19 protein-coding genes are annotated in these 22,866 nt (G+C 40.5%); 14 read left to right on the top strand and 5 right to left on the bottom strand.

Going from position 1 to position 22,866, the window contains the following annotated elements; all coding sequences use genetic code 11:
• The first annotated feature begins 235 nt into the window (after positions 1-235).
• From glyA to AC27JL_RS10585, 10 genes are all read left to right on the top strand, one after another.
• On the top strand, positions 236-1,492 hold the full coding sequence (gene glyA, locus AC27JL_RS10630) for a serine hydroxymethyltransferase (RefSeq protein ID WP_006794273.1): 1,257 nt from the start codon (positions 236-238) through the stop codon (positions 1,490-1,492).
• A gap of 97 nt (positions 1,493-1,589) precedes the next feature.
• Positions 1,590-2,039, top strand: a complete 450-nt coding sequence (nrdR, locus tag AC27JL_RS10625) for a transcriptional regulator NrdR (RefSeq protein ID WP_006794272.1) — start codon at positions 1,590-1,592, stop codon at positions 2,037-2,039.
• 2 nt (positions 2,040-2,041) lie between these two features.
• Positions 2,042-3,193: a bifunctional diaminohydroxyphosphoribosylaminopyrimidine deaminase/5-amino-6-(5-phosphoribosylamino)uracil reductase RibD gene (gene ribD, locus AC27JL_RS10620; RefSeq protein ID WP_487195605.1), complete on the top strand. Its 1,152-nt coding sequence runs from the start codon at positions 2,042-2,044 to the stop codon at positions 3,191-3,193.
• Positions 3,194-3,197: 4 nt separating this feature from the next.
• The gene (locus AC27JL_RS10615) at positions 3,198-3,851 is read left to right on the top strand and encodes a riboflavin synthase (protein ID WP_487195604.1); all 654 of its coding nucleotides are present in this window, start codon (positions 3,198-3,200) and stop codon (positions 3,849-3,851) included.
• A 29-nt stretch (positions 3,852-3,880) separates the two neighbouring features.
• The gene (gene ribBA, locus AC27JL_RS10610) at positions 3,881-4,993 is read left to right on the top strand and encodes a bifunctional 3,4-dihydroxy-2-butanone-4-phosphate synthase/GTP cyclohydrolase II (RefSeq protein WP_006794269.1); all 1,113 of its coding nucleotides are present in this window, start codon (positions 3,881-3,883) and stop codon (positions 4,991-4,993) included.
• Between the two features lie 99 nt (positions 4,994-5,092).
• Complete coding sequence (gene ribH / locus AC27JL_RS10605) at positions 5,093-5,557, top strand: 6,7-dimethyl-8-ribityllumazine synthase (protein WP_006794268.1); 465 nt, start codon at positions 5,093-5,095, stop codon at positions 5,555-5,557.
• Between the two features lie 15 nt (positions 5,558-5,572).
• A complete protein-coding gene (gene nusB / locus AC27JL_RS10600) occupies positions 5,573-5,983 on the top strand; it encodes a transcription antitermination factor NusB (protein ID WP_006794267.1) in 411 nt (136 codons plus the stop codon).
• Positions 5,984-6,068: 85 nt separating this feature from the next.
• Complete coding sequence (thiL, locus tag AC27JL_RS10595) at positions 6,069-7,043, top strand: thiamine-phosphate kinase (RefSeq protein ID WP_006794266.1); 975 nt, start codon at positions 6,069-6,071, stop codon at positions 7,041-7,043.
• Positions 7,040-7,525 carry a phosphatidylglycerophosphatase A family protein gene (locus AC27JL_RS10590; protein ID WP_006794265.1) on the top strand — a complete coding sequence of 162 codons (486 nt, stop codon included), beginning with the start codon at positions 7,040-7,042 and terminating at the stop codon, positions 7,523-7,525. The genes thiL and AC27JL_RS10590 overlap by 4 nt, the downstream gene beginning before the upstream one ends.
• A gap of 36 nt (positions 7,526-7,561) precedes the next feature.
• Positions 7,562-10,648, top strand: a complete 3,087-nt coding sequence (locus AC27JL_RS10585) for a diguanylate cyclase domain-containing protein (RefSeq protein WP_487195603.1) — start codon at positions 7,562-7,564, stop codon at positions 10,646-10,648.
• A 41-nt stretch (positions 10,649-10,689) separates the two neighbouring features.
• On the opposite strand, the gene AC27JL_RS10580 is transcribed toward AC27JL_RS10585, so the two are convergent.
• The 4 genes from AC27JL_RS10580 to AC27JL_RS10565 all read right to left on the bottom strand — a co-directional run bounded on the left by AC27JL_RS10580 (position 10,690) and on the right by AC27JL_RS10565 (position 16,097).
• Positions 10,690-12,801 carry a hypothetical protein gene (locus AC27JL_RS10580; RefSeq protein WP_487195602.1) on the bottom strand — a complete coding sequence of 704 codons (2,112 nt, stop codon included), beginning with the start codon at positions 12,799-12,801 and terminating at the stop codon, positions 10,690-10,692.
• A 199-nt stretch (positions 12,802-13,000) separates the two neighbouring features.
• Entirely contained in the window at positions 13,001-14,863 is a 1,863-nt protein-coding gene (dxs, locus tag AC27JL_RS10575) for a 1-deoxy-D-xylulose-5-phosphate synthase (RefSeq protein WP_487195601.1), read from the bottom strand.
• Between the two features lie 101 nt (positions 14,864-14,964).
• On the bottom strand, positions 14,965-15,852 hold the full coding sequence (gene ispA, locus AC27JL_RS10570) for a (2E,6E)-farnesyl diphosphate synthase (protein ID WP_006794261.1): 888 nt from the start codon (positions 15,850-15,852) through the stop codon (positions 14,965-14,967).
• A gap of 2 nt (positions 15,853-15,854) precedes the next feature.
• Positions 15,855-16,097: an exodeoxyribonuclease VII small subunit gene (locus tag AC27JL_RS10565; protein WP_006794260.1), complete on the bottom strand. Its 243-nt coding sequence runs from the start codon at positions 16,095-16,097 to the stop codon at positions 15,855-15,857.
• Between the two features lie 294 nt (positions 16,098-16,391).
• Between AC27JL_RS10565 and pomA the strand changes: the two genes are divergently transcribed.
• From pomA to AC27JL_RS10550, 3 genes are all read left to right on the top strand, one after another.
• Positions 16,392-17,159, top strand: coding sequence for a flagellar motor protein PomA (gene pomA, locus AC27JL_RS10560; protein ID WP_008132143.1), 768 nt, complete (start codon positions 16,392-16,394; stop codon positions 17,157-17,159).
• A gap of 2 nt (positions 17,160-17,161) precedes the next feature.
• A complete protein-coding gene (locus tag AC27JL_RS10555) occupies positions 17,162-18,082 on the top strand; it encodes a flagellar motor protein MotB (RefSeq protein WP_006794258.1) in 921 nt (306 codons plus the stop codon).
• Between the two features lie 160 nt (positions 18,083-18,242).
• Positions 18,243-20,174, top strand: coding sequence for a DNA topoisomerase III (locus AC27JL_RS10550; RefSeq protein WP_487195600.1), 1,932 nt, complete (start codon positions 18,243-18,245; stop codon positions 20,172-20,174).
• Between the two features lie 22 nt (positions 20,175-20,196).
• Here the strand turns inward: AC27JL_RS10550 and AC27JL_RS10545 are convergent, their stop codons facing one another.
• Positions 20,197-21,510, bottom strand: coding sequence for a M20 metallopeptidase family protein (locus AC27JL_RS10545; protein WP_487195599.1), 1,314 nt, complete (start codon positions 21,508-21,510; stop codon positions 20,197-20,199).
• 112 nt (positions 21,511-21,622) lie between these two features.
• On the opposite strand from AC27JL_RS10545, the gene AC27JL_RS10540 reads away from it, so the two are divergent.
• A complete protein-coding gene (locus tag AC27JL_RS10540) occupies positions 21,623-22,480 on the top strand; it encodes a tetratricopeptide repeat protein (RefSeq protein WP_006794254.1) in 858 nt (285 codons plus the stop codon).
• Positions 22,481-22,866 lie beyond the last annotated feature (386 nt).

Here is a 22,866-nt window from a genome sequence, read left to right as displayed (position 1 = left end):
TTTTTTGCACATTTTAAACCGTGAAATAGCTTTTTTAATTAACTAATTAAATGTAATAAATAAAAAACATTTAAAATAATTATGTAAGTTATTTAAAAATATCATCTTAAAAAGGGTGTGAAATAGTTTCAATCCCTGATTAAATATCCTCAACTTAAGAACGTAGGCAAAGTGCGGTTTTAAGCGTACAATATAGCCTCTAAAAAATACCATACACGTTGCCCAGGAGCCCCCAATGTTAGAACGTAGCATGAATATTTCGGACTTTGATCCAGAGTTATTTGACGCGATGAGTAAAGAAACATCACGTCAAGAAGAGCACATTGAGTTAATTGCATCTGAAAACTACTGTAGCCCACGCGTACTTGAAGCACAGGGTTCTCAACTTACTAACAAATATGCGGAAGGTTATCCTGGCAAGCGTTACTACGGTGGCTGTGAGCACGTAGACGTGGTTGAGCAATTAGCTATTGACCGCGCAAACGAATTGTTTGGTACTGACTACGCAAACGTTCAGCCGCATGCAGGTTCGCAAGCCAATGCCGCTGTTTTCCAAGCCTTATTAAGCCCGCTTGATACAGTACTTGGCATGAGCCTAGCACACGGTGGCCATTTAACTCATGGTTCACACGTAAACTTTTCAGGTAAAACATATAACGCGATTCAGTATGGCCTAAACGAAGAGACTGGCGAAATTGATTACGCACAAGTTGAAGCGTTAGCACTAGAGCACAAGCCAAAAATGATTATCGCAGGTTTTTCTGCTTATTCAGGTATTGTTGATTGGGCTAAGTTTCGCGAAATTGCAGACAAAGTAGATGCTTACTTGTTTGTTGATATGGCGCATGTTGCAGGTTTAATTGCTGCGGGTGTTTACCCAAGCCCAGTACCATTTGCACATGTTGTTACTACAACAACGCATAAAACATTAGCAGGCCCTCGTGGCGGTTTAATTATTTCTGCATGTGGCGACGAAGCAATTTACAAAAAGCTTAACAGTGCTGTATTCCCTGGTGGCCAAGGTGGTCCTTTATGTCATGTTATTGCTGCAAAAGCAGTGGCATTCAAAGAAGCTTTACAACCAGAGTTTAAAGAATACCAAACACAAGTTGTTAAAAATGCGCAAGCAATGGTTAGCGTATTACAAGAGCGTGGCTACAAAGTTGTTTCTGGTAAAACAGACAATCACTTGTTTTTACTTGATTTAATCGATAAAGATATTACGGGTAAAGATGCTGATGCAGCATTAGGTAATGCGAACATTACGGTTAACAAAAACTCAGTTCCTAATGATCCGCGTTCTCCATTTGTAACGTCTGGCTTACGCATTGGTTCTCCTGCAATCACGCGCCGTGGTTTCAAAGAGGCTGAATCTAAAGAGCTTGCTGGCTGGATTTGTGATGTACTAGACAACATTGCTGATGAGTCTGTTCAAGCACAAGTAAAAGAAAAAGTGAAAGCAATTTGTGCAAAACTACCTGTTTACGCTTAATAAAGTAAAACGGTAATTTAGATCACATAAGCAATCATGCTATTATAAAAGCCGCTTTTTAGCGGCTTTTTTGTTTTTAAAACGGATACCTTTAGTTATGCATTGCCCATTTTGTACAGCAAAAGACACCAAAGTTATAGATTCCCGCCTTGTTGGCGGTGGCCATCAAGTTCGCCGACGTCGTGAATGTAATGATTGCCATGAACGTTTCACCACGTTTGAAGGGGCGGAGCTGGTTATGCCGCGTGTTGTAAAACAAGACGGCAGTCGCGAACCATTTAATGAAGATAAGTTACTAAATGGTTTAAATCGTGCGCTTGAGAAGCGTCCCGTCAGTACAGAACAAGTTGATGAAGTAGTCAATATAATAAAGTCGCAATTACGCGCAACGGGTGAGCGAGAAATTTCAAGCCATTTGGTGGGTGAATGTATTATGGAAGCGCTTAAAAAGTTAGATAAAGTCGCTTATGTAAGGTTTGCGTCAGTATATCGCTCGTTTGAGGATATACGAGAGTTTGGCGAAGAAATTGCCCGTTTAGGGGAATAAGCATGAGCAGCCAATCAGCATTTACTGAGCACGATAAACTATATATGGCGCGTGCTATTGAGCTTGCTAAAAAAGGTCGGTTTACCACAACGCCTAATCCTAATGTTGGCTGTGTACTTGTAAAAGATAATCAAATAATTGGTGAAGGGTTTCATCAGTTAGCAGGGCAAGGACATGCAGAGGTAAATGCACTTGCTGTAGCCGGCGAAAAAGCACAGGGTGCAACTGCCTATGTAACACTTGAACCTTGTAGCCATTACGGGCGCACGCCCCCCTGTGCTGAAGGACTTAAGGCTGCTGGTATTAAAAAGGTGATTGCAGCCATGGTTGATACCAACCCGCAAGTGGCAGGTAAAGGCCTTAAAATATTGAGTGACGCCGGAATAGAAGTTGCTCATGGGTTGCTTGAACAAGAGGCGCGCGCATTAAACTTTGGCTTTTTTAAGCGTATGGAGCAGGGGCTTCCTTACGTAACTTGTAAATTAGCAGCCAGTATAGACGGTAAAACAGCGCTAAAAAACGGAAAAAGTAAGTGGATCACAGGCCCTGCTGCACGAAAAGATGTGCAGCTATACCGCGCTCAAAGCTGTGCCATTTTAACGGGGGCCGATACGGTTCTTGTTGATAATGCAAAACTCAATGTTCGACCAAGTGAATTACCGTATTCATTACCAACCAACTTACCGCTACGTCAGGCGGTGCGTGTTATAATAGACTCGCAAAACAGATTAACACCTGACCTTGCGCTATTTAAAATAGCGCACCCGATAATTATATTTACTACCAAGGTTGATAATTCAATGCAGTGGCCGCATTTTGTTAAGCACATAGCGGTGCGCGAGCAACAGGGTAAGGTTGATTTAACCGATGTATTACAAACACTAGCAAAGCATCAGTTTAATAATATATGGCTGGAAGCTGGGGCAACCCTTGCGGGGAAAATGACCGAGCTTGATTTAATTGACGAGTATGTTTTTTATATCGCACCAAAACTGATGGGTTATGATGCTAAAAGTTTAGTAAACTTCCCTGAATTGACGAGTATGCAAGATACTATCGATTTATCTTTTAATGAGTGTGTTCGTATTGGTGACGATTTACGTATCAACGCGTTAAAAACGCACGCATTAAAATCATTTAACAAAGAAGAGTAGCGCTATGTTTACTGGGATAATAGAAGCCACAGGCAAAATTGCTTTATTACAAAAAAAACAAGGCGATTTAGCCATTCGTATTCAAAGCGCCGACCTTGATATGAGTGACGTAAAGCTGGGTGACAGTATTGCAACAAATGGCGTGTGTTTAACGGTAGTTGATAAACATGTTGATGGTTTTAGCGCTGATTTATCTAACGAAACAATTCATTTAACTGGTTTTGCACATTATTCAATAGGGCAAACAGTTAACCTTGAAAAAGCAATGCAACCGGTTTCGCGTTTAGGTGGACATTTAGTGTCTGGCCATGTTGATGGTATTGCAACAATAACGGCGATTACAGCTAATGCAAGAGCTACTGAATATTGGTTGACAACCGGTGAAAATTTAATGAAATACATACCGTACAAAGGGTCGGTATGTATTGATGGTATAAGCCTGACAGTTAACGCTGTTGAAGGTAATAAATTTAAATTAACAATTGTGCCGCACACCAGCGGTCAAACAACGATTGCCGACTTTAAAGTAGGCACTCAAGTTAATTTAGAAGTCGATCAAATTGCACGTTATTTAGAGCGTCTTATCAAAGGCGCAGAGCAGCCAACCGGCACAGATATATCAATAAGCTTACTCGCAAAAGCGGGCTTTATTAAATAACGAAACTGACAACTTACACGAGCGAATTTATGAATTTACACAGCGCACAAGAAATTATAGATGACATTAAAGCCGGTAAAATGGTTATTTTAATGGACGATGAAGACAGAGAAAATGAAGGTGATCTAATCATTGCTGCGGAACATATTAGCGCAGAAGCAATTAACTTTATGGCTACTCATGGCCGTGGTTTAATTTGTTTAACGATGACACAAGAGCGTTGTGAGCAACTAGACTTGCCTTTAATGGTTAAAAATAATGGCGCTGCGTTTTCAACTAACTTTACTATGTCGATAGAAGCATCAAAAGGCGTAACCACAGGTATATCAGCAGCAGATAGAGCACGCACGGTACAAGCAGCTATCGCTAAAGGTGCTGTTCCTAGCGATATTGTACAGCCGGGTCATATTTTTCCGATTATGGCACAGCCAGGTGGTGTATTAACACGTGCAGGTCATACAGAAGCTGGTTGTGATTTAGCGCGTTTAGCAGGGCTTGAAGCGTCTTCTGTTATTGTTGAAATTTTAAACGCTGATGGCACCATGGCACGCCGCCCTGATTTAGAAGTTTTTGCTAAAGAGCACGACATTAAAATTGGCACAATTGCTGATTTAATTGAATACCGCAATTTAAACGAAACCACAATCGAAAAAGTGGCTAAGTGTAAACTGCCAACAGAGCATGGTGAATTTGACTTAGTCACTTACAAAGACACTATTGACGGTCAGTTACACTACGTACTACTCAAGGGTGAAATTAAAGCGCAAGAACCAACCTTGGTGCGTGTGCATTTACAAAGTACATTTAACGATATTTTACTTTCTGATAGAAGCGCAGACAGAAGCTGGGGCTTATCGGATGCAATGGCATACATAGCTAAAAATGACGGTGTGCTAGTCATTTTAGGTAAACAAGAAAGTACTGAAGAGCTTGAAGCAACAGTTAAAGCATTTGCTGCTGCAGACGCTGGTGAAAATGTTACACCGCGTAAATTTCAAGGTACTTCTCGTACTGTTGGTGTAGGCTCACAAATTCTTGCAGATTTAGGAATTGAGCAAATGCGATTAATGAGTCGCCCTAAAAAATACCATGCACTTTCGGGCTTTCATTTAGAAGTTATTGATTACATTGAGCCACAATAGGCAAACGCTTAAACTAGGCTATTTTATTATTATTATGGTATGATGCGCAGCAATTTTTGCGCAATCGCAACCGCTTGAACTTATTTTTAGGGTTATCAAATGAAAATTATTGAAGGTAATAAGTACGCACCGGGCAAAAAATTTGCCATTGTCATTTCTCGTTTTAATGACTTTATTGGTAGCAGCCTACTTGAAGGTGCTGTTGATGAGCTAAAACGTACCGGTGGTGTATCTGATGACGACATTACTGTGATTTATGTACCGGGTGCAGTTGAATTACCTTTAGCGGCAAAACGCGTTGCGGCAAAAAAAGAGTATGATGCAATCATCGCTTTAGGCGTAGTGATCAGAGGTGGAACACCACACTTTGACCTAGTTGCTGGCGAGTCAAACAAAGGTCTTGCGCAAGTATCACTTGAGTATGATATACCGGTTGCATTTGGCGTATTAACCACTGAAAGCATTGAACAAGCTATTGAGCGCGCAGGTACCAAAATGGGTAACAAAGGCGGCGAAGCTGCTTTGGGTGCGCTTGAAATGGTTAATGTGTTAGATAAAATTTAAGTTTAAGGAATTTTTGTGAAACCAGCAGCAAGACGTAAAGCACGTATCTTAGCACTTCAAGCCGTTTATTCTTGGCAATTAAGCGGTAATGCAATTGCCGACATCGAGCAACAAATGTTGATCGAAAACGACGTTACTAAAATTGATGTTGAATACTTTAAAGATTTAGCCTCAGGTGTAGCTGTAAATTATAAGCTACTTGATGAATCAGTATCACCTCATTTAACGCGTCCATTTGATGACTTAGATATGGTTGAGCGAGCAATTTTACGTTTAAGCAGCTACGAACTTAAGTTCCGTGAAGATGTACCTTACAAAGTTGCTATCAACGAAGGTATTGAGCTTGCCAAAATATTTGGCGCAGAAGATAGTCATAAATTTGTAAACGGTGTACTTGATAAAGCTGTAAAGCATTTACGCAAGTAATAGTATTTTTCTCTGACTTTGCTTTCAGAGATTTACTTTATATAACCGTTAAAAGGAGAGCCGGCATAGGTCGGCTTTTTTGTGTATGAAGGAATTTGAATTAATTAACCGCTACTTTAAAGGTCGCGGTATTTCTCGTCGTGATGTTAACCTAGGTATAGGGGATGATTGCGCGCTTGTCACTGTTCCACAAAACTGCCAACTTGCAGTCACAACCGATACTTTGGTTGAAGGCGTGCACTTTTTTGAAGATATTTCTCCTCGCGCATTGGGGCATAGAGCGCTTGCTGTTAATTTAAGTGATTTAGCTGCAATGGGTGCTGAACCTACGTGGGTATCTGTTGCACTAACGTTACCGACAATAGATTCTCAGTGGATTGCAGAATTTACTGAAGGCATGCATGAAATTGCAGAATACTTTAATGTACAAATTATTGGTGGCGATACCACTCAAGGGCCACTCACCATTACTATTTGCGCTAAAGGTACTGTGCCGGAAGGTAAGGCACTACGCAGAAGTGGTGCAAAAGTAGGTGATTGGATTTATGTTACGGGTCCTTTAGGGGACGCGGGTCTTGCTATTGAAGCACGTAAGCAAGGTATTAATATAGATCCAACGCATTTAGAATACTTAAACAATCGATTTGACTACCCAACACCGCGTGTTGCTGCGGGTCAGGTCATCCGTGGGCTTGCAACGTCAGCTATTGACGTATCAGATGGATTACTTGCCGATTTAACACATATTCTTGAAATGTCGCAAGTAAATGCAGAGATTAATGTTGAGAGTATTCCTACATCAGAGGCAATGAAAGCAAGCTTAGATTTTAATAAGCAATTACCGTTTATTCTTAGCTACGGCGATGACTATGAATTAATTTTTACTGTTCCCGATAACAATAAAGGTATGCTTGATTTAAAGCTAAGCCAATATGGTGTGGATATTACCTGTATTGGGCAGATAAAAAGTGGTAACGGTAAGATTGAGCTTTTACAAAATGGTGAAATGTTTAACTTTGAGCAACAGGGTTTTGAGCATTTTACAAAGGAGCAGGTTTGAATAAAAACCGATTATTTAACTTAAAACGCCCACACCAGTTTTTTGGTTTAGGGTTTGGTACTGGCCTTGCACCAAAAGCGCCGGGTACATTTGGCACATTTGCAGCATTGCCATTTATATTTATAACAATGCATTATCCAATCTGGTTACAAATAGTATTTGCAGTTGTGATCAGTGTATTTGGTATTTGGGCATGCGGTAAAACAGCTGATGATCTGGGTGTGCATGACCATCCTGCTATTGTGTGGGATGAAGTCGCTGGCTACTACATCACCATGATAGGTGCAGCATTAAATTGGCAAACTTTATTAGTTGGCTTTTTACTTTTTCGCTTTTTTGATATTGCAAAACCAGGCCCGATTCGTATGTTAGACAAACGCGTACATGGTGGTTTTGGTATTATGGCGGATGACGTGTTAGCGGGTATTTTTTCATTGATTTGTTTGCAAGCATTAATAAAAGCAGGTTTACTACCCTTTTAGTGTTTATATTTGATTAGTTTAACTAGGTGGCAGCGTATGATGCGATTTTTACTGGTGTGTGTACTGATGTTGTGCGCAATGCCAAGTGGGGCTTCAATTACTGACTATGTTGTTAAACAATGGAATATTAAAGACGGCTTACCGTCACAATCATTAAAAAGCGTAGTGCAAGATCAGCAAGGCTACATTTGGCTAGGCACACAGTTTGGTTTGAGCCGCTTTGATGGCACTACGTTTACAAACTACAATACCCAAAATAGCGCTTTTTTACCAAGCAATGGCATTAATAAGCTTTTAATCGATTCGAATGGATTACTTTGGGTTGGTACTAGAAGTGGTTTAGTGGTTATTAATCCAGCGACCTTTGCAGCGCAGGCATTTAACATTAAAGGCCCTGTAAGGGATATTCTAGAAGACTCCAAAGGGGGCACTTGGATAGCCGCAAACGGGTTATATTACGTTGGTCGTGGTCAAGTTAACTTACGCGGTCAATCTAAAGCTATTTTACCAACGGCTAATGCAACCGTTATAACTCAAATAGTGGGTTCAGTGAGCCAAATGGCGCTTTCGCCAGAAGGTATTTGGCTTGTAAACGATCGTCACTTGTTACGCTTAACTAAAAACTCCTCCGATTTTGCCAAACTGCGTTTAGAGCTTACTGCTAAAATATCGTTACCCGAGCGTTTAGCTCAAACGATCGTTCATGATCTTGCATTTTTAAATGGGAATTTATATTTAGCTTCGGAGCTAGGCGCTTACTTTTTAGATTTAGACGACGAGTTAAGGCCCTTTCCATTACCCAACGCGAATAACTCTGCAGTGTATAAATTTATGAGTGACAGCGATGGTGGTTTATGGATTTCCACCTATGGGCGCTTGTTATTCAGAGATAAATCCAGCCAATGGCAATGGGTTGAACCGAGCCAGCTAGATCAAAGTATTTGGTTTGCTGATATTTTTAGAGATGATAAAAATAATATTTGGTTAGCAAGCTTCAGTGAAGGGTTGTGGCTTGCTCACGAAGGGCGAGTAGAAAGGCACGCTGCTGTTTCACAAATGACTGAAGCGGTTATGGCGCTGAGCCAAGCTCCAGATGGTAAATTATGGGTCGCTAATAAAAGTGGTGTTGGTTATTTTGACTTGAATAAAAGTTATATTAATTTAATTCCAAGTAGTCAGTATGGGCGTGCCTCAGTACACGATTTACAGTTTGATGGAGAGCGCGTATACATCGCCACAGGGCGAGGGTTGTTCGTATACGAAGACGATAAACTCTTTAGTGTGCCTGGGCGTGCACTGCGTGATAATCCCGTTTTTGCTATAAGTCGCTCTAGTAAAGGTGGGTTTTGGATTGGCACCGGCCGTGGGCTCTACAGGCTCAACTTTGCAGGTTTAACTCCCTTTGCTTATAACGCCTTTTTAGGCAGCAAATTTATAACTTATGTTTTAGACAAAGGAAACTTTGGTGTCATAGGTACCAGTAAAGGTGCGTATTACTTTACTGATCGCGGTATCGAAAAGGTCGGGGATCAAACTTCACTTGAAAGTGCTTATATTACAAGTGTTTTGCATATTGATGGCGTGGGTATTTTAATAGGCTCGCTTAATGATGGATTATTTTACCGAAGCACGCAGGGCCAATGGCGACAGCTTGATGCCGCAAATGGGTTACCGTATGGCTCTATATTTAGCTTAGAGTACGACGAAAAATTAAATAACGTGTGGGTGAGCACCATGAAAGGTGTTTACAGAATGCCAGCGGAGCAGTTCAAAACAAACATAGAAAGTTTAAAAGTAGAAGAGGTGATTTCGTCATTCGATCGCCAGCTTGATGGCAAAGCTAACCAGTGTTGTAGTGGTTTAGGCCATGATGCAGTTGTCAATATGGGCAGCTCAATGTGGTATCCGAGCCTACAAGGTGTTGTTGAGATACCTAAAAATGTAGAGCTATTTGGGGTGCTGTCGTTAAAACCAACTATTGAAACAATTACAACTCCTGAGCGTAATTTAACAACGGCTGCGCTAGGTAAAAAGCCGACTTTAGAAACTGACGAGCGAGACATAACACTAACCTATACGGCGATAGACTATTATGCGCCAAACAGTATTGAGTTTAGGTATCAGTTAAGTGGTTTGGACAATGATTGGCGTTATGCAAACACGCGCCGCGAGGCTATTTATACCAACTTACCAGCTGGGGCATTTTTATTTCAGTTAGAGGCAAAACGCCAAGGTGAAGATTGGTCAAAGGCGCAATACGTAGAGTATGAGTTTATTGTGCCAGAGCGGTTTGATGAAACGATTTACTTTAGATTACTGATCACCAGTGGCTTTATTTTACTTCTTTACTTAGTATTTTGGGTGCTTAAAGCGCAAGAGCGCAGAAAACAAGAAGTGCTTGAAGGTTTAATTACAGAGCGTACGTTAGAGCTTCGACAAGCGAATGATAAGCTTGGGCAAGTTAACTCACAACTTAAACTTGTAAGCCACTCTGATGAGCTTACAGGTTTGCGTAGCCGTCGTTTCTTGTTTGATCAATTACCAAAAGATATTGAGCATTTTCAACGTAATTCACAGTCATTACAGGCTCAAGGGAAATCACTTGTACTGGTTATTATTAATTTAGATAACTTTAGCCGTATAAATGATGCCTTTGGTCCAATTGCAGGTGACAGCTGTTTGCAGCAAATGGCTGCGCTATTAAACTCGCGTACGCAGGGCTCTGACTATGTAGCGCGCTGGAGTGGCGATGAGTTTTTATTACTTTTACGTGATTTTAAGTGCAATAAAATAGACAGTTACTCTTCAGAGCTTTGTAAAGCGATTGCAGAGTATTCTTTCCAATTACCTAACGGAAATATGACAAATATAACAGCCTCAATTGGTTGGTCTTTCTACCCATTACCCTTACTTGGTGGGCAAGTAATTAGTTGGGAAACCTCTATTAATTTAGCTGACATTTCGCTTCATCAAGTTAAAAAACGCGGTGGAGACGGTGTAGCGCATATTACTTTCGACGAGCAGCTAGATGCATTTGAGTTTGAACAAAACTCTAATGTAGAGCAGCAACTGGGTATGCTACAGAAAAATGGTTTGGCCGATATAAAAGTGTGGATGCGATAATACCTGACCAAAGTGATTGGTCAGGTATGGTGAGGTTAACGCTATTGATTAAGCCAAGCTGGTAATATTGCAACTGACTCAGGTGCCGTAAATGCAGTGCTTGCATCGGCGCTAATGTCGCCTCCGGTAATACTTAAAATATTATTAAAACGCATAACTACATTATTTGATTTTTCAGCTACGTATAAATCTGTCCCGGTATACATAATATCAACAGGGTTACCCAGTAGGGTATTTGGGCCGCTAATCGTGGTGCTGATGTTTACCAACCCCGATGCCATTGCCACGTTATTTAATACATATACTTTTCCATCGTCAGCAACCGCGGCGCTACCCACATCAGAGAGAATTAACGAGCCACTAAGCGAGTCGTAATCGATGCCATGTATATTGCTTGGCGCTTCTACCGCGGTTCCAGCATTAGCAGGTGTTATAAGTCTGTCTTCAACAGCAATATTTGCATTTCCGGCCATAAGCTTGCTTTTGACTTCGTCGAATACAGCAACGGTGCCATTTGTGAGTGCGACAAAAGCACGGTCAGTGTTTGCATCGTAATCAACATCCCAAGGACGCGCACCGTTAGCAAAAGTAAGCGTCATTAATGGGCTTGCATCTCCTGTGGTACACGTTGAAAATATTGAGATACTTGGTGTATCTGCATTATTTTCTGCAACTAAAATCATACCGCTATCAGAAGCTACATCAAGACCTTTAGGAGATATAAGGCCTGTATTTGCCCCTGTAATAACACTGTCTTGGTTTGTATTATACGTTTGCCCATCTCTGTTTATTGCCACTTTATTTGAAATGACAATACCGCCAATAGAAGTTGTACTGTTATCGAACGTTGTATAGCTATTACCCGCTTTATCAAAAGTTACACTCTCGATAGTTTGACCCGCATTATAGTTGCCAACTTCTGTGCTAAGTTGAGAGCTTAATCGACTAATTTGCCCCGTTGTTTCACCTGTAGTACCCGGGTTACTGCTAACGGCAACTCCTAAAAGCGCCATATTAGCGGCATCACTATCTGAAATGTCAGCCATTACATTTTGCATACCCACTTTAGTAATTGACTCAGGTTTAATAGTTGAAGTGACTAAGTCTGGAGTAATATCGCCGCTTTCACCTGAAAAAATATTGCTAAATACAAGAACAGCATCATTTGATTTTTCGGCTACACGCAAGTCACTCCCTTCAAGGCTAATATCAACCGGGTTACCAAGCATTGTTGCTGGGCCGGCAATACTGCGTGCAACGCTCACTAAGCCGTCTGCGGTTGATGCATTATTGATTACAAATAACGAACCATCGGTTGCATCTGAGGCACTGCCTACATCAGATAAAATAAGTTTATTAGTATTTGAATCATAAACAATGCCATGAATATTTACAGATATTTGCGTACCATCATTATTGCTAGGGGTAATTGTACGACTTGGCATAGCGGCAAATTCACCACCAACAAAATTATCGTAAACGGCTACATCACCATTTGTAAGTGCTACATAAAGACGGTCATTTGTTTCATCATAATCAACATCCCACGGTGCAGCTTCTGTTATGGTTGTGCCTAAAGGCATTGCGTTACCTGCGGCTGTAGCGCCAAAAGTCGTTACCTGCATCGCGCCAAAGTCAGCAATAAAAATAAGGCCACTTTTTTGTGCTACGGCAATTCCTTTAGGGTTTACGAGCGTAGTGTTAGCACCTGTTATTTCGCGATCAGTATTTGCATCATAGCTGCTGCCATCAGCACGGTTAGCAAGCTGACAGATAGTTTTAATACTGCCACTTTCGCTGTCGCTTGCTTGTAATAAATTACCTAAGCTATCAAAAGCGGCGCCTTCGTTAGCTGTTGTGTTAAAAGTTTTTAATTTAGAAGCGCTTTGGTCAATTAAATCAATGGTACCCGTGTTAGTTTCTCCATTGTTTGCCAAAATAAATGTGGCTGATGCAAAGCCTGGGTTGCCATTTGTTCCATCGGTACCATTTTGTCCGTCGGTGCCTGCAATACCATCTACGCCGTTTTTACCATCGTCTGAGCTACAGCCTGTAATGCCGATTAATACTGCAAGTGTTAACGCTGAAAAACTAAGCGTGTGTTTCAATGTGTTTTTTTGTGCTGTATGAGTTGTTAAATTAGCATTATTCATCATTTTTACCTTTTAAATATTCCATTAAATTTAGGTAAATAAAGGGCTTGCTTATAAAGCACAGACTAAGCAGCACTGATTATTTACATGTTAACCTCACAGCAATAACGGCTTAAAAGTTAAATTGGATGCAAAAAATAATGATAAAAACGAAAAAGGAGCCAACAGGCTCCTTTTTATAAACAGTTAAAATAATTAACTAAGCAGTAAATGACCTTATTGAACTTAAAATACCTTGCTCGCCTAAGCCCATTTCATCGTGCATTTCGTCTTGCGTGCCGTGCTTAATAAACTCATCAGGAATACCTAAGTTAAGTATTTTAACATTGGCCTGCTGGCTGGCTAAGTATTCGTTAACCGCAGAGCCTGCACCACCGGCAATGGCATGATCTTCAAGTGTAACAATGACATCATGATTTTTAATAATGTCGTTTAACAGTGAAGTATCAAGTGGCTTTATAAAGCGCATGTTAACAAGCGTTGCATTAAGTTCATTTGCAGCAAGTTGTGCGTTTTCAAGCAATGTACCAAATGACAAAATGGCAATCTTTGAACCTTCTTTTATTGTATTTGCTTTACCAATTTCGAAAAGTTGCATATCGCTCTGAATATCTGCCGTACCAGCGCTTCCGCGAGGGTAACGAACAGCAACCGGGCAATTAGCTTTGTAACCGGTGTACAACATTTGGCGGCATTCATTAGTATCGCTAGGTGCCATAATAACCATATTAGGTATACAACGCATAAAGCTGAGATCGTATGCGCCTTGATGTGTTTCGCCATCGGCACCAACAATACCTGCTCGGTCAATAGCAAATAATACAGGGAGGTTTTGTAATGCAACATCGTGAATGAGCTGATCGTATGCGCGCTGTAAAAAGCTTGAATAGATAGCAACAACAGGCTTTAAGCCTTCACATGCAAAACCTGCGGCTAGAGTTACGGCATGTTGTTCAGCAATCGCGACGTCAAAATACTTATCAGCATGTTCTTTTGAAAACCGCACCATGCCCGAGCCTTCACGCATGGCAGGAGTGATAGCCATTAATTTATCATCTTGCTGCGCCATGTCGCATAGCCAGTCGCCAAATACTTTTGAAAATGTAGGGGCGCCCGGTTTTGATTTAGGCAAGCTAGATGTGTTTGGATCAAACTTAGGGACGCCGTGGTAACCAATAGGGTCGGCTTCAGCTGGCTTGTAACCCTTACCTTTTTGCGTTTTTATATGAAGAAGTTGTGGGCCTTTTAAATTACGCATATTACGCAATGTATCAACCAGCATGTTTACATCGTGCCCATCAATTGGGCCAATATAATTTAAGCCAAGTTCTTCAAAAAACGTACCAGGGATAACCATGCCTTTAAGATGCTCTTCCATTCTGCTGGCAAGCTCTTTAACAGGCGGTACGCCAGACAGTAACTTTTTACTTCCTTCGCGAATGTTGGTGTAAAAGCTACCAGATAGAATACGCGCAAAGTGGTTGGTTAATGCGCCAACGTTTTCTGAAATCGACATTTCGTTATCATTTAGAATAATAAGCATGTCTGATTTTACATCGCCTAAATGGTTCATCGCCTCAAATGCCATACCCGCAGTAATAGCGCCATCACCAATAACTGCAACCGTTTTACGCCCTGCGCCTTCTTTTTGCGCAGCAATTGACATGCCCAAAGCTGCAGAAATTGAGGTGCTAGAATGGCCAACACTGAATGTGTCGTAGTCACTTTCATCTCTAAATGGGAATGGGTGCAGACCATCCTTTTGGCGAATAGTATGCATTTGGTCGCGGCGACCCGTTAAGATCTTATGCGGGTAGGCTTGATGCCCAACATCCCACACTACACGATCTTCTGGTGTGTTATATACATAATGAAGTGCAACTGTAAGCTCAACTGTGCCTAAACCAGACGCTAAATGACCGCTACTTTGCGATACAGAGTTAAGTAAATACTCACGTAGCTCATTGCTAAACTCGGGAAGTTTATCTTGCGCTAAGTCTCGTAATTGAGCTGGTTTATCAACCAAGTTAAGTAATGGATACTTGCTACTATCAAGTGTCATGGCTTTTTTATATCCTTCGATCACATTCGCTTTCAAATGGGAGTGAACAACGAATGTTAAGTAATAATGTCAGTGCTATTTGCAATACGCTTAAACTGTGACTAGTGGTCACGTTCAATAAGGTAATTTGCCAGCGACGCAAGAAGCGTAGTATCTGCATCAATAAGTGCTAACGCTTCGTGGGCTTGTGTTATTAAATTTTGCGCCTTTTCTTTAGCGCCTAGCATACCTAATAACGCCGGGTATGTCGCTTTATTCGCTTCTATATCTGAGCCTTGTGGTTTACCTAGTATAAAGGTGTCACCTTCCACGTCTAAAATATCGTCGTGTACTTGAAATGCCAGCCCTATAGCATACCCAAAAACGCTCAAGTTTTCTAAAGTTTGTTCATCTGCTTTTTCACTGCACAGTGCACCTAGTGTTATAGCACAGTTAATTAGTGCACCGGTTTTTAACTTATGGATGCGCTCAAGCTCTTGTACAGAAACAACTTTGTCAGTTGCGGCAATGTCTAAACCTTGTCCTGCAACCATCCCTTCAATACCTGATGCATGTGCAAGTGCAGCAATCATTTTTACTTGTGATTGCGCTGAGCAATTAAAGTTATGTGTGGCTATAAGTTCAAAGGCGAGAGTTTGTAATGCATCACCCGCTAAAATGGCTTGCGCTTCGCCATACACAATATGGCAAGTGGGGTAGCCGCGGCGTAAATCGTCATCATCCATAGCTGGTAGGTCGTCATGTACTAATGAATAACTATGAATGCATTCTATGGCTGCAGCCAAAACGTCTAAGTCACTTTTTTTAGCGCCTAGCATTTCACCAACAGCGTACACCAAAAAAGGGCGCAGCCTTTTTCCACCATTAAATAAGCTGTAATGAGTGGCTTCTTTTATTGTTTTATCGCTATCGAGCGGTTGTTCAAAGTAGCTATTGAGTGTAGTAGCTACATCTATTTGAGCACGTTCAATATAGTCTTTTATGCTCACAACTATTCCATATCATTATTAAAGTTTGTAAGTGCTGACTTTTCGCTATTACCCATTAAAATAGATACTTTTTGTTCTGCTTGCTGTAGTTTTTCAGATGACGCACCAGCGAGTGCAATACCACGCTCGAACTGCTTTAATGATTGTTCAAGCGATAAATCACCTTGTTCCATTTCACTAACAATTGTTGATAATTCTTCTAGTGCTTTTTCGAAACTTAAGTTTTCAGGTTTTTTAGTCGCCATCTTTATTTCAGCTTACATGATAAATTTAGGAGCCAATTTTAGGGGGAATGCTAAACTAGGTCAAAGGATGATATGAGTTTTTTACATTTAGAGCGATTAATCGCGTGTTAATCAGTGCTATTAGTCAGGAAAACTCGATAATTAGGCAGTGCGCCTAACTTGATATAAAATAATAAATATAACTTTTATGTTTATTTACAAAAATGACTTAAGCAATTCAGTATGTTGCCGATAAGCAGTTAATAATAAAAAGTTTATGATAAGGCATTTAAACATGAAATCTCTGGAGGAAATGTGGATTTAGCAACCATAATAGGGATCCTAGGCGCAATAGGCTTAATTGTCATGTCTATGTTTATGAGTAGTAGCGGTGAAATGGGCATGTTTGCCGATGCGCCTTCAAGTGTAATTGTATTTGGTGGCTCGCTGTTTATTGTTTTATCAAACTTCACTATGTCTCAGTTTTTAGGGATAGGTAAGGTGGTTGGTAAGGCATTCATGTTTAAAATTGAGTCGCCTGAAGAGTTAATAGAAAAAGCAGTAGAGCTTGCGGATTCTGCTCGTAAAGGTGGCTTTTTAGCACTCGAAGAAGCTGAAATTCCAAATCCATTTATGCGTAAAGGCGTTGACATGCTTGTTGATGGTCATGACGCAGATGTTGTGCGCGCTACACTTCAAAAGGATATTTCCCTAACCACGACCCGTCATGAACTAGGTGCTGGCTTATTTAAAGCACTTGCCGACATAGCTCCCGCAATGGGAATGATTGGTACATTGATAGGCCTAGTTGCCATGTTATCAAACATGGACGACCCCAAAGCTATTGGACCTGCAATGGCCGTGGCACTATTGACCACTCTGTATGGTGCATTTTTGGCGAATGTAGTAGCAATTCCTATTCAGGTAAAACTTGAGCTGCGTAAAGACGAAGAAGCGATGAATCAGCGTTTGATTCTCGATGCTATTTTAGGAATTCAAGATGGTCAAAACCCCAAAGTTATTGAAGGTATTTTGAAAAACTACTTGGCTGAGTCTAAGCGTAAAGTTGATACCGAGGAGTAACCATGTCTGATGAAGAGTGCAAATGCCCACCACCCGGTTTGCCTGCTTGGATGGGTACATTTGCTGATTTAATGTCGCTATTGATGTGCTTTTTTGTACTCTTATTGGCATTCTCAGAAATGGATGTACTTAAATTTAAACAAATTGCAGGTTCAATGAAGTTTGCTTTTGGTGTGCAAAATAAAATTGAAGTTAAAGATATCCCAAAAGGGACATCGGTTATCGCTATGGAATTTACTCCAGGTAAGCCAGAGCCTACACCAATTGAAACTATTCAACAGCAAACCGTTGAAATGACCCAGCAAATGCTAGAGTTTCAGGCTGGTGATGAAAGTTCAGCGGGCGGCAGGCAAGAACAGCGAGGCGATAAACGTGGCGGTGAATCTAGAAGTACCTCACAAGAGCAGTCATCAGAACAAGCAATATCCGCTGCAGATCAAGAGCAAACAAATGAGCTGGTTAAAAAAATAGCGCAGCAGTTAGAAAGGCAAATAATAGATGGTGCAATAGAACTTGAATCATTAGGTCAGCAAATTATTATTCGTATTAGAGAAAATGGCTCGTTTCCTTCGGGCAGTGCTTTTTTACAACCTAAGTTTAAACCGATTATTCAAGACATTGGCGAACTTTTAAAAGACGTACCAGGTGAAATTACAGTATCAGGGCATACAGATGATTTTCAGGTATCAAACGAGTTATACGTAAATAACTGGGATTTGTCTTCTAAGCGTGCAGTGGCTGTTGCTAGCGAATTGCAAACAGTTCAAGGGTTTGATAAAACACGAATGATGGTTGTAGGGCGAGCTGAAACTCGGCCGCTTGTGCCTAACGAGACAAATGAAGACCGACGCCGGAATCGCCGAGTTGAAATATCTATATTACAAGGTAAGGCGAAAGAGTCTGACCCTATTGATGTGAGGTAATGCTCAAATTATAAAGCTGGGCTTAATTAGTAGCCCAGCTTTGAGTTTTGCAAATTATTACCAGCATCTACTTATTGAACCTGACAATAAATCAAAAACTCTCCCTCTTTAAAATAGTTATGCTAAACTACTGTTTATATAACCAGTTGTAGGCCAGCGCATGAAACTCTACATCGCAGAAAAACCATCACTTGGACGTGCAATTGCAGATGCGCTCCCAAAACCACATAAAAAACACGACGGTTACATTGAAGTCGCAAATGGTGATTGTGTCTCGTGGTGTATTGGCCATTTGTTAGAACAAGCTGAACCTGATGATTACGATGAACGCTATAAAAAATGGCAATTAGAACATCTCCCTATAGTACCTGAGCAATGGCGGTTAAAAGCTAAACCTAAAACTCGTAAGCAATTAACTATTTTAAAAAAGCTAATCAAACAGGCATCAACGTTAGTTCATGCTGGCGATCCCGACCGTGAAGGGCAGTTACTTGTAGATGAAGTGATAGAACAAGCCAAAATAAGCAAAGCTAAAAAGCAAGGTATTCAGCGTCTACTTATAAGCGATTTAAACTTAGCTGCAGTTAAAAAAGCGCTTGGTAGTATGCACTCTAATCGGGAATTTATTCCACTAAGTGTATCAGCACTTGCACGTTCTCGAGCTGATTGGCTTTTTGGTATGAACCTCACTCGGGCTTATACTTTAGCGGGACAAAAAGCAGGGTTTGGTAATGTACTCTCAGTTGGGCGCGTACAAACGCCAATTTTGGGCTTAGTGGTAAATCGTGACACTGAGATAGCTAATTTTATATCAAAACCATTTTATGAGGTGCTAGCTAGTTTAGTTACTCCTGAGAAGCAGGTATTTAAAGCAAAGTGGGTACCGAGTAAAGCTTGCGAACCTTATCAAGATGAAGAGGGGCGAGTGCTAAATAAAGCATTGGCCGAAAACGTGGCTTCGCGTATCACTAACCAAACAGGAGAGGTGACAGCGCTTGAACAAAAACAAAAAAAGCAAAGTGCACCTCTACCTTATAATCTATCAGCACTGCAAATAGATGCAGCAAAGGCATTTGGTATGGCTGCCCAACAGGTGCTTGATATTTGCCAAACACTTTATGAACGCCATAAATTAATTACTTATCCTCGCTCAGATAATCGATATTTGCCTAAGGAACATCATTTAGATGCACCTTCAATTTTAAAAGCAGTTGCAACTAATGACGGTCAAAAAGTGGAGTTAGTAAATGGTGCAAATGATAAGCTGCGCAGTAAGTGCTTTAATGACTCAAAAGTAGCTGCGCATCACGCTATAGTACCTACGGCAAAGCAATTAAATTCAGCTCGCTTAGCCAAGGATGAAGCAAAAGTGTATCAGCTTATTTGTAGGCACTACTTGATCCAGTTTTACCCAGACTGTATTTATAACGAAACTAAAGCAGAGGTGACAATTGCTGGTGGGTTATTTAAAGCCAACGCTAAACAAGAAGTCAGTTTGGGTTTTAAGGTATTAATGGGTAAATCAGAATTAAAAGAAGAGGCTACTTTACCTTACCTTGAAAAAGGGATGGACCTGATATGTACACAAGGTAATGTAGTAGAAAAGTATACTTCACCTCCCGCTCATTTTACTGATGCAACTTTACTGAGTGCTATGACAGGGATTAGCCGTTATGTAAAAGATCCACATATCAAAAAAATATTAAAAGATACTGATGGTTTAGGTACAGAGGCTACTCGTGCAGGCATTATAGAGTTGTTATTTAAACGGCGCTTTTTAAAGCGTGAAGGCAAAACAATCAAAGCCACCGAAACAGGCCTTGCATTAATTAGTGTTTTGCCTGAAGGTTTAGCAAGTCCTGACTTAACAGCAAAGTGGGAGGCAAGTTTAGGCAGCATTGCTCAACAAGCAATGAGCTACCAACAATTTTTACAACCGTTACTGGTGGAGCTTGAAGGCTTTGTAATGCAAGCAGCTAATTGCGATAGCCATGTATTTTCAAAACTGCCCCAAACACCGCCTAAAAAGCGTTTTGCCAAGCGCAGTAAAAATAAAAAATCTAATTATAAAAAGAGCTCGACAACAGTTTAATGGCTGAGCCCTTAAGTGGGATTTATTTTGTATTAAATAATGCAACTGCCGCATTACTCATGGCTTTTATACCAGTAGGTAAAGCTACTTTATAATCTGGTGCAAATTTACTTGAGTGCAATGAAGGAAGTGTTTCGTTGTTTTTTATTGCTTTTGCGTATTGCTGTTGATTAACACCGCCTAACCAAAATAATGTAATTGGGATATTTTCGTCGGTGCGGCCATAAAGACCAAAGTCTTCACCTGCCATTACGGCTTGGGTTTCAAGTACGTTTGTGTCGCCTATCGCATTTTTGATAGCACTTCGTACTATATTAGTTTGCGAAGGGTTATTATAAGTAGATGGAATTGATTCATCCTCATGGACTATAACAGCGGGGTAATCACTTTCATCAAGCCCTGCGCTTTGCGCAATACCTGCGGTTATGCGTTTTATTGCAGCAATTTGTGCATTGCGTACATCTGGGTTGTAACTACGCAGTGTAAGTTGCAGTTTCACTTCATCAGAAATAACATTATGTTTAGAGCCGCCATGTATGGAACCGACTGTTATAACAGATGGTTCTAAAGGTGAAAGTTCGCGACTTGTAATCGTTTGTAAAGCAAGTACTGTGCGCGCAGCAATAACTACCGGGTCAATAGTGGTATGAGGGTAAGCGCCATGGCCACCTTTACCTTTTATATTAATATCAACAGAATCCACACTAGCCATGGTATATTCATTTTTCATAGTTACTTTACCAGCAGGTACACTGGCACTAACATGCAATGCAATAACGTGGTCGGGTTTTGCGTATTTACTAAATAACCCCTCATTTAGCATCGCTTTAGCTCCACCTCCAACCTCTTCTGCAGGTTGTGCAACCATCATTAATGTACCTTTCCATTTATTTTTATGAGTAATGAGTTGCTCGGCAGTGCCTATAAATGAGCTCATATGAATATCATGGCCACAGCCATGCATAACACCAACTTTTGCACCATGCTCGTCAATAACTTTTACAGTTGAAGCGTAGGGTTTACCTGTTTGCTCGGTAATAGGTAAGCCGTCCGTATCAGTGCGTATCATAACTGTTGGGCCATTGCCATTTTTAAAAATACCAACAACACCATACCCACCTACATTTTCTGTAACCTCGAATCCAAGCATATTAAGCTTGTTAGCTATTTTTTTACCTGTATTTTTTTCGCTGTATGAAAGTTCTGGCGATTGATGTAAATCGAGGTAAAACTTTTCAATACTAGGCATTGTTTTGTTTAGGTCTAGGTCAAGTCCTTTAGCTTGCAAAAGCGGAGCTGCAAATAAAAATGCAGCGCTAAGGTAAGATAGTTTCATGATTTGCCTCATTAATTGATTATGTATGCCGAGTGATTTAGTTATACGACTTGTATTTATTATGTTAATCACCATATAAAACCCTAAATAGATAAGTATGGCAATCAATTCAATGAGTAATATAGTAAGTATTAATGCACAAAACCTTCAGCAGGTCCTTGGAGAAACATCACAACAAAAATTAGTATTACTTAACTTTTTCTCACCTCAAAGTCCTGATTGTATTGGGCAGGCTGCAATTTTAGATAAAATAGCGGCTGAATATACAAGCCATATAGTAATAGCAAATTTAGATTGTGATGCAGAGCAAGCATTAGCTTCACAATTAGCACAACAGGTTGGCTTACAAACGCTGCCTACGCTTGTGCTATTAAAAGACTCTGCCCCTGTCGATTTGCTTGCAGGTACGCAAACTGAGTCACAAATACGGGAAGCCCTATCTAAGCACTTACCTGCTCAACAGGATTTGCTATTAGAACAAGCTAAGCAGGCTCTACTTAAATCAGACCTCAATGCAGCGTTTAATTATGCAAAGCAAGCATACGAAATAGATAATACTAATGTACGTATTAAATTAGTGCTTGCAGATATTTGTATTCAAATTCACAAATTAGATGAAGCTCAAGCATTAATAGAAACGATTGATTCGCAAGATCAAGATGCGTACTTCAATAACATCAAAGCAAAATGCGAAGCTGCTTTAGATGCAAAAGATTCTCCAGAGATACAACAAAAGCAACAGCAAGTAGATAAGTATCCGAACGATTTAGAACTTAAAGAAGAGCTCAGTGCTTTATTAAACGAAGCAGGAAGAAAAGAAGAGGCATTAGAAGTGCTATTCAAAGTACTACAAAAGGACCTTAACTATAACGAAGCTAAACCAAGCTTTTTAGCTATAATAGCTTCTCTACCAGATGGCGATGCGCTCGCAGCTAAATATCGTAGAAAGCTATACAGTATTTTATATTAAAAGCTGATTATAAGTCCGGCTAAATAAAAGCACCTTTATTAAAGGTGCTTTTTTATTGATGACTCTTAGATGTTAAAGCAGAGAAAATCAGCTTAAAAAGTAAAGTTATACACAGGGTTTTGTGAGTAACTTGTGTTTAGGGTGTGCGCTTGCTTGGGGTGCAATTTAAATCACTTTTTTAGTTAAAAAAGGCTTGCGTTAAATTCGCGGCTCCCTATAATGCGACCCCACTGAGACGGCAGAGCAGGCAACGCTTAAGCTGCAAGCAAGTCACTTAGTGAGTCGAGTAAAACTTGAGTTTAGATTTTTATAAAACTTAAAATTAAGTGTTGACAAAAGCACAGGAAAGCGTAAGATTCGCTTCCCTTGAGTCGCTAAGGCAACTC

The organism is Pseudoalteromonas sp. 4NS20-0020, assembly GCF_057554385.1.
Note: the sequence above shows the minus strand (reverse complement) of the source record. Positions and strands in the feature narration are given on the sequence as shown.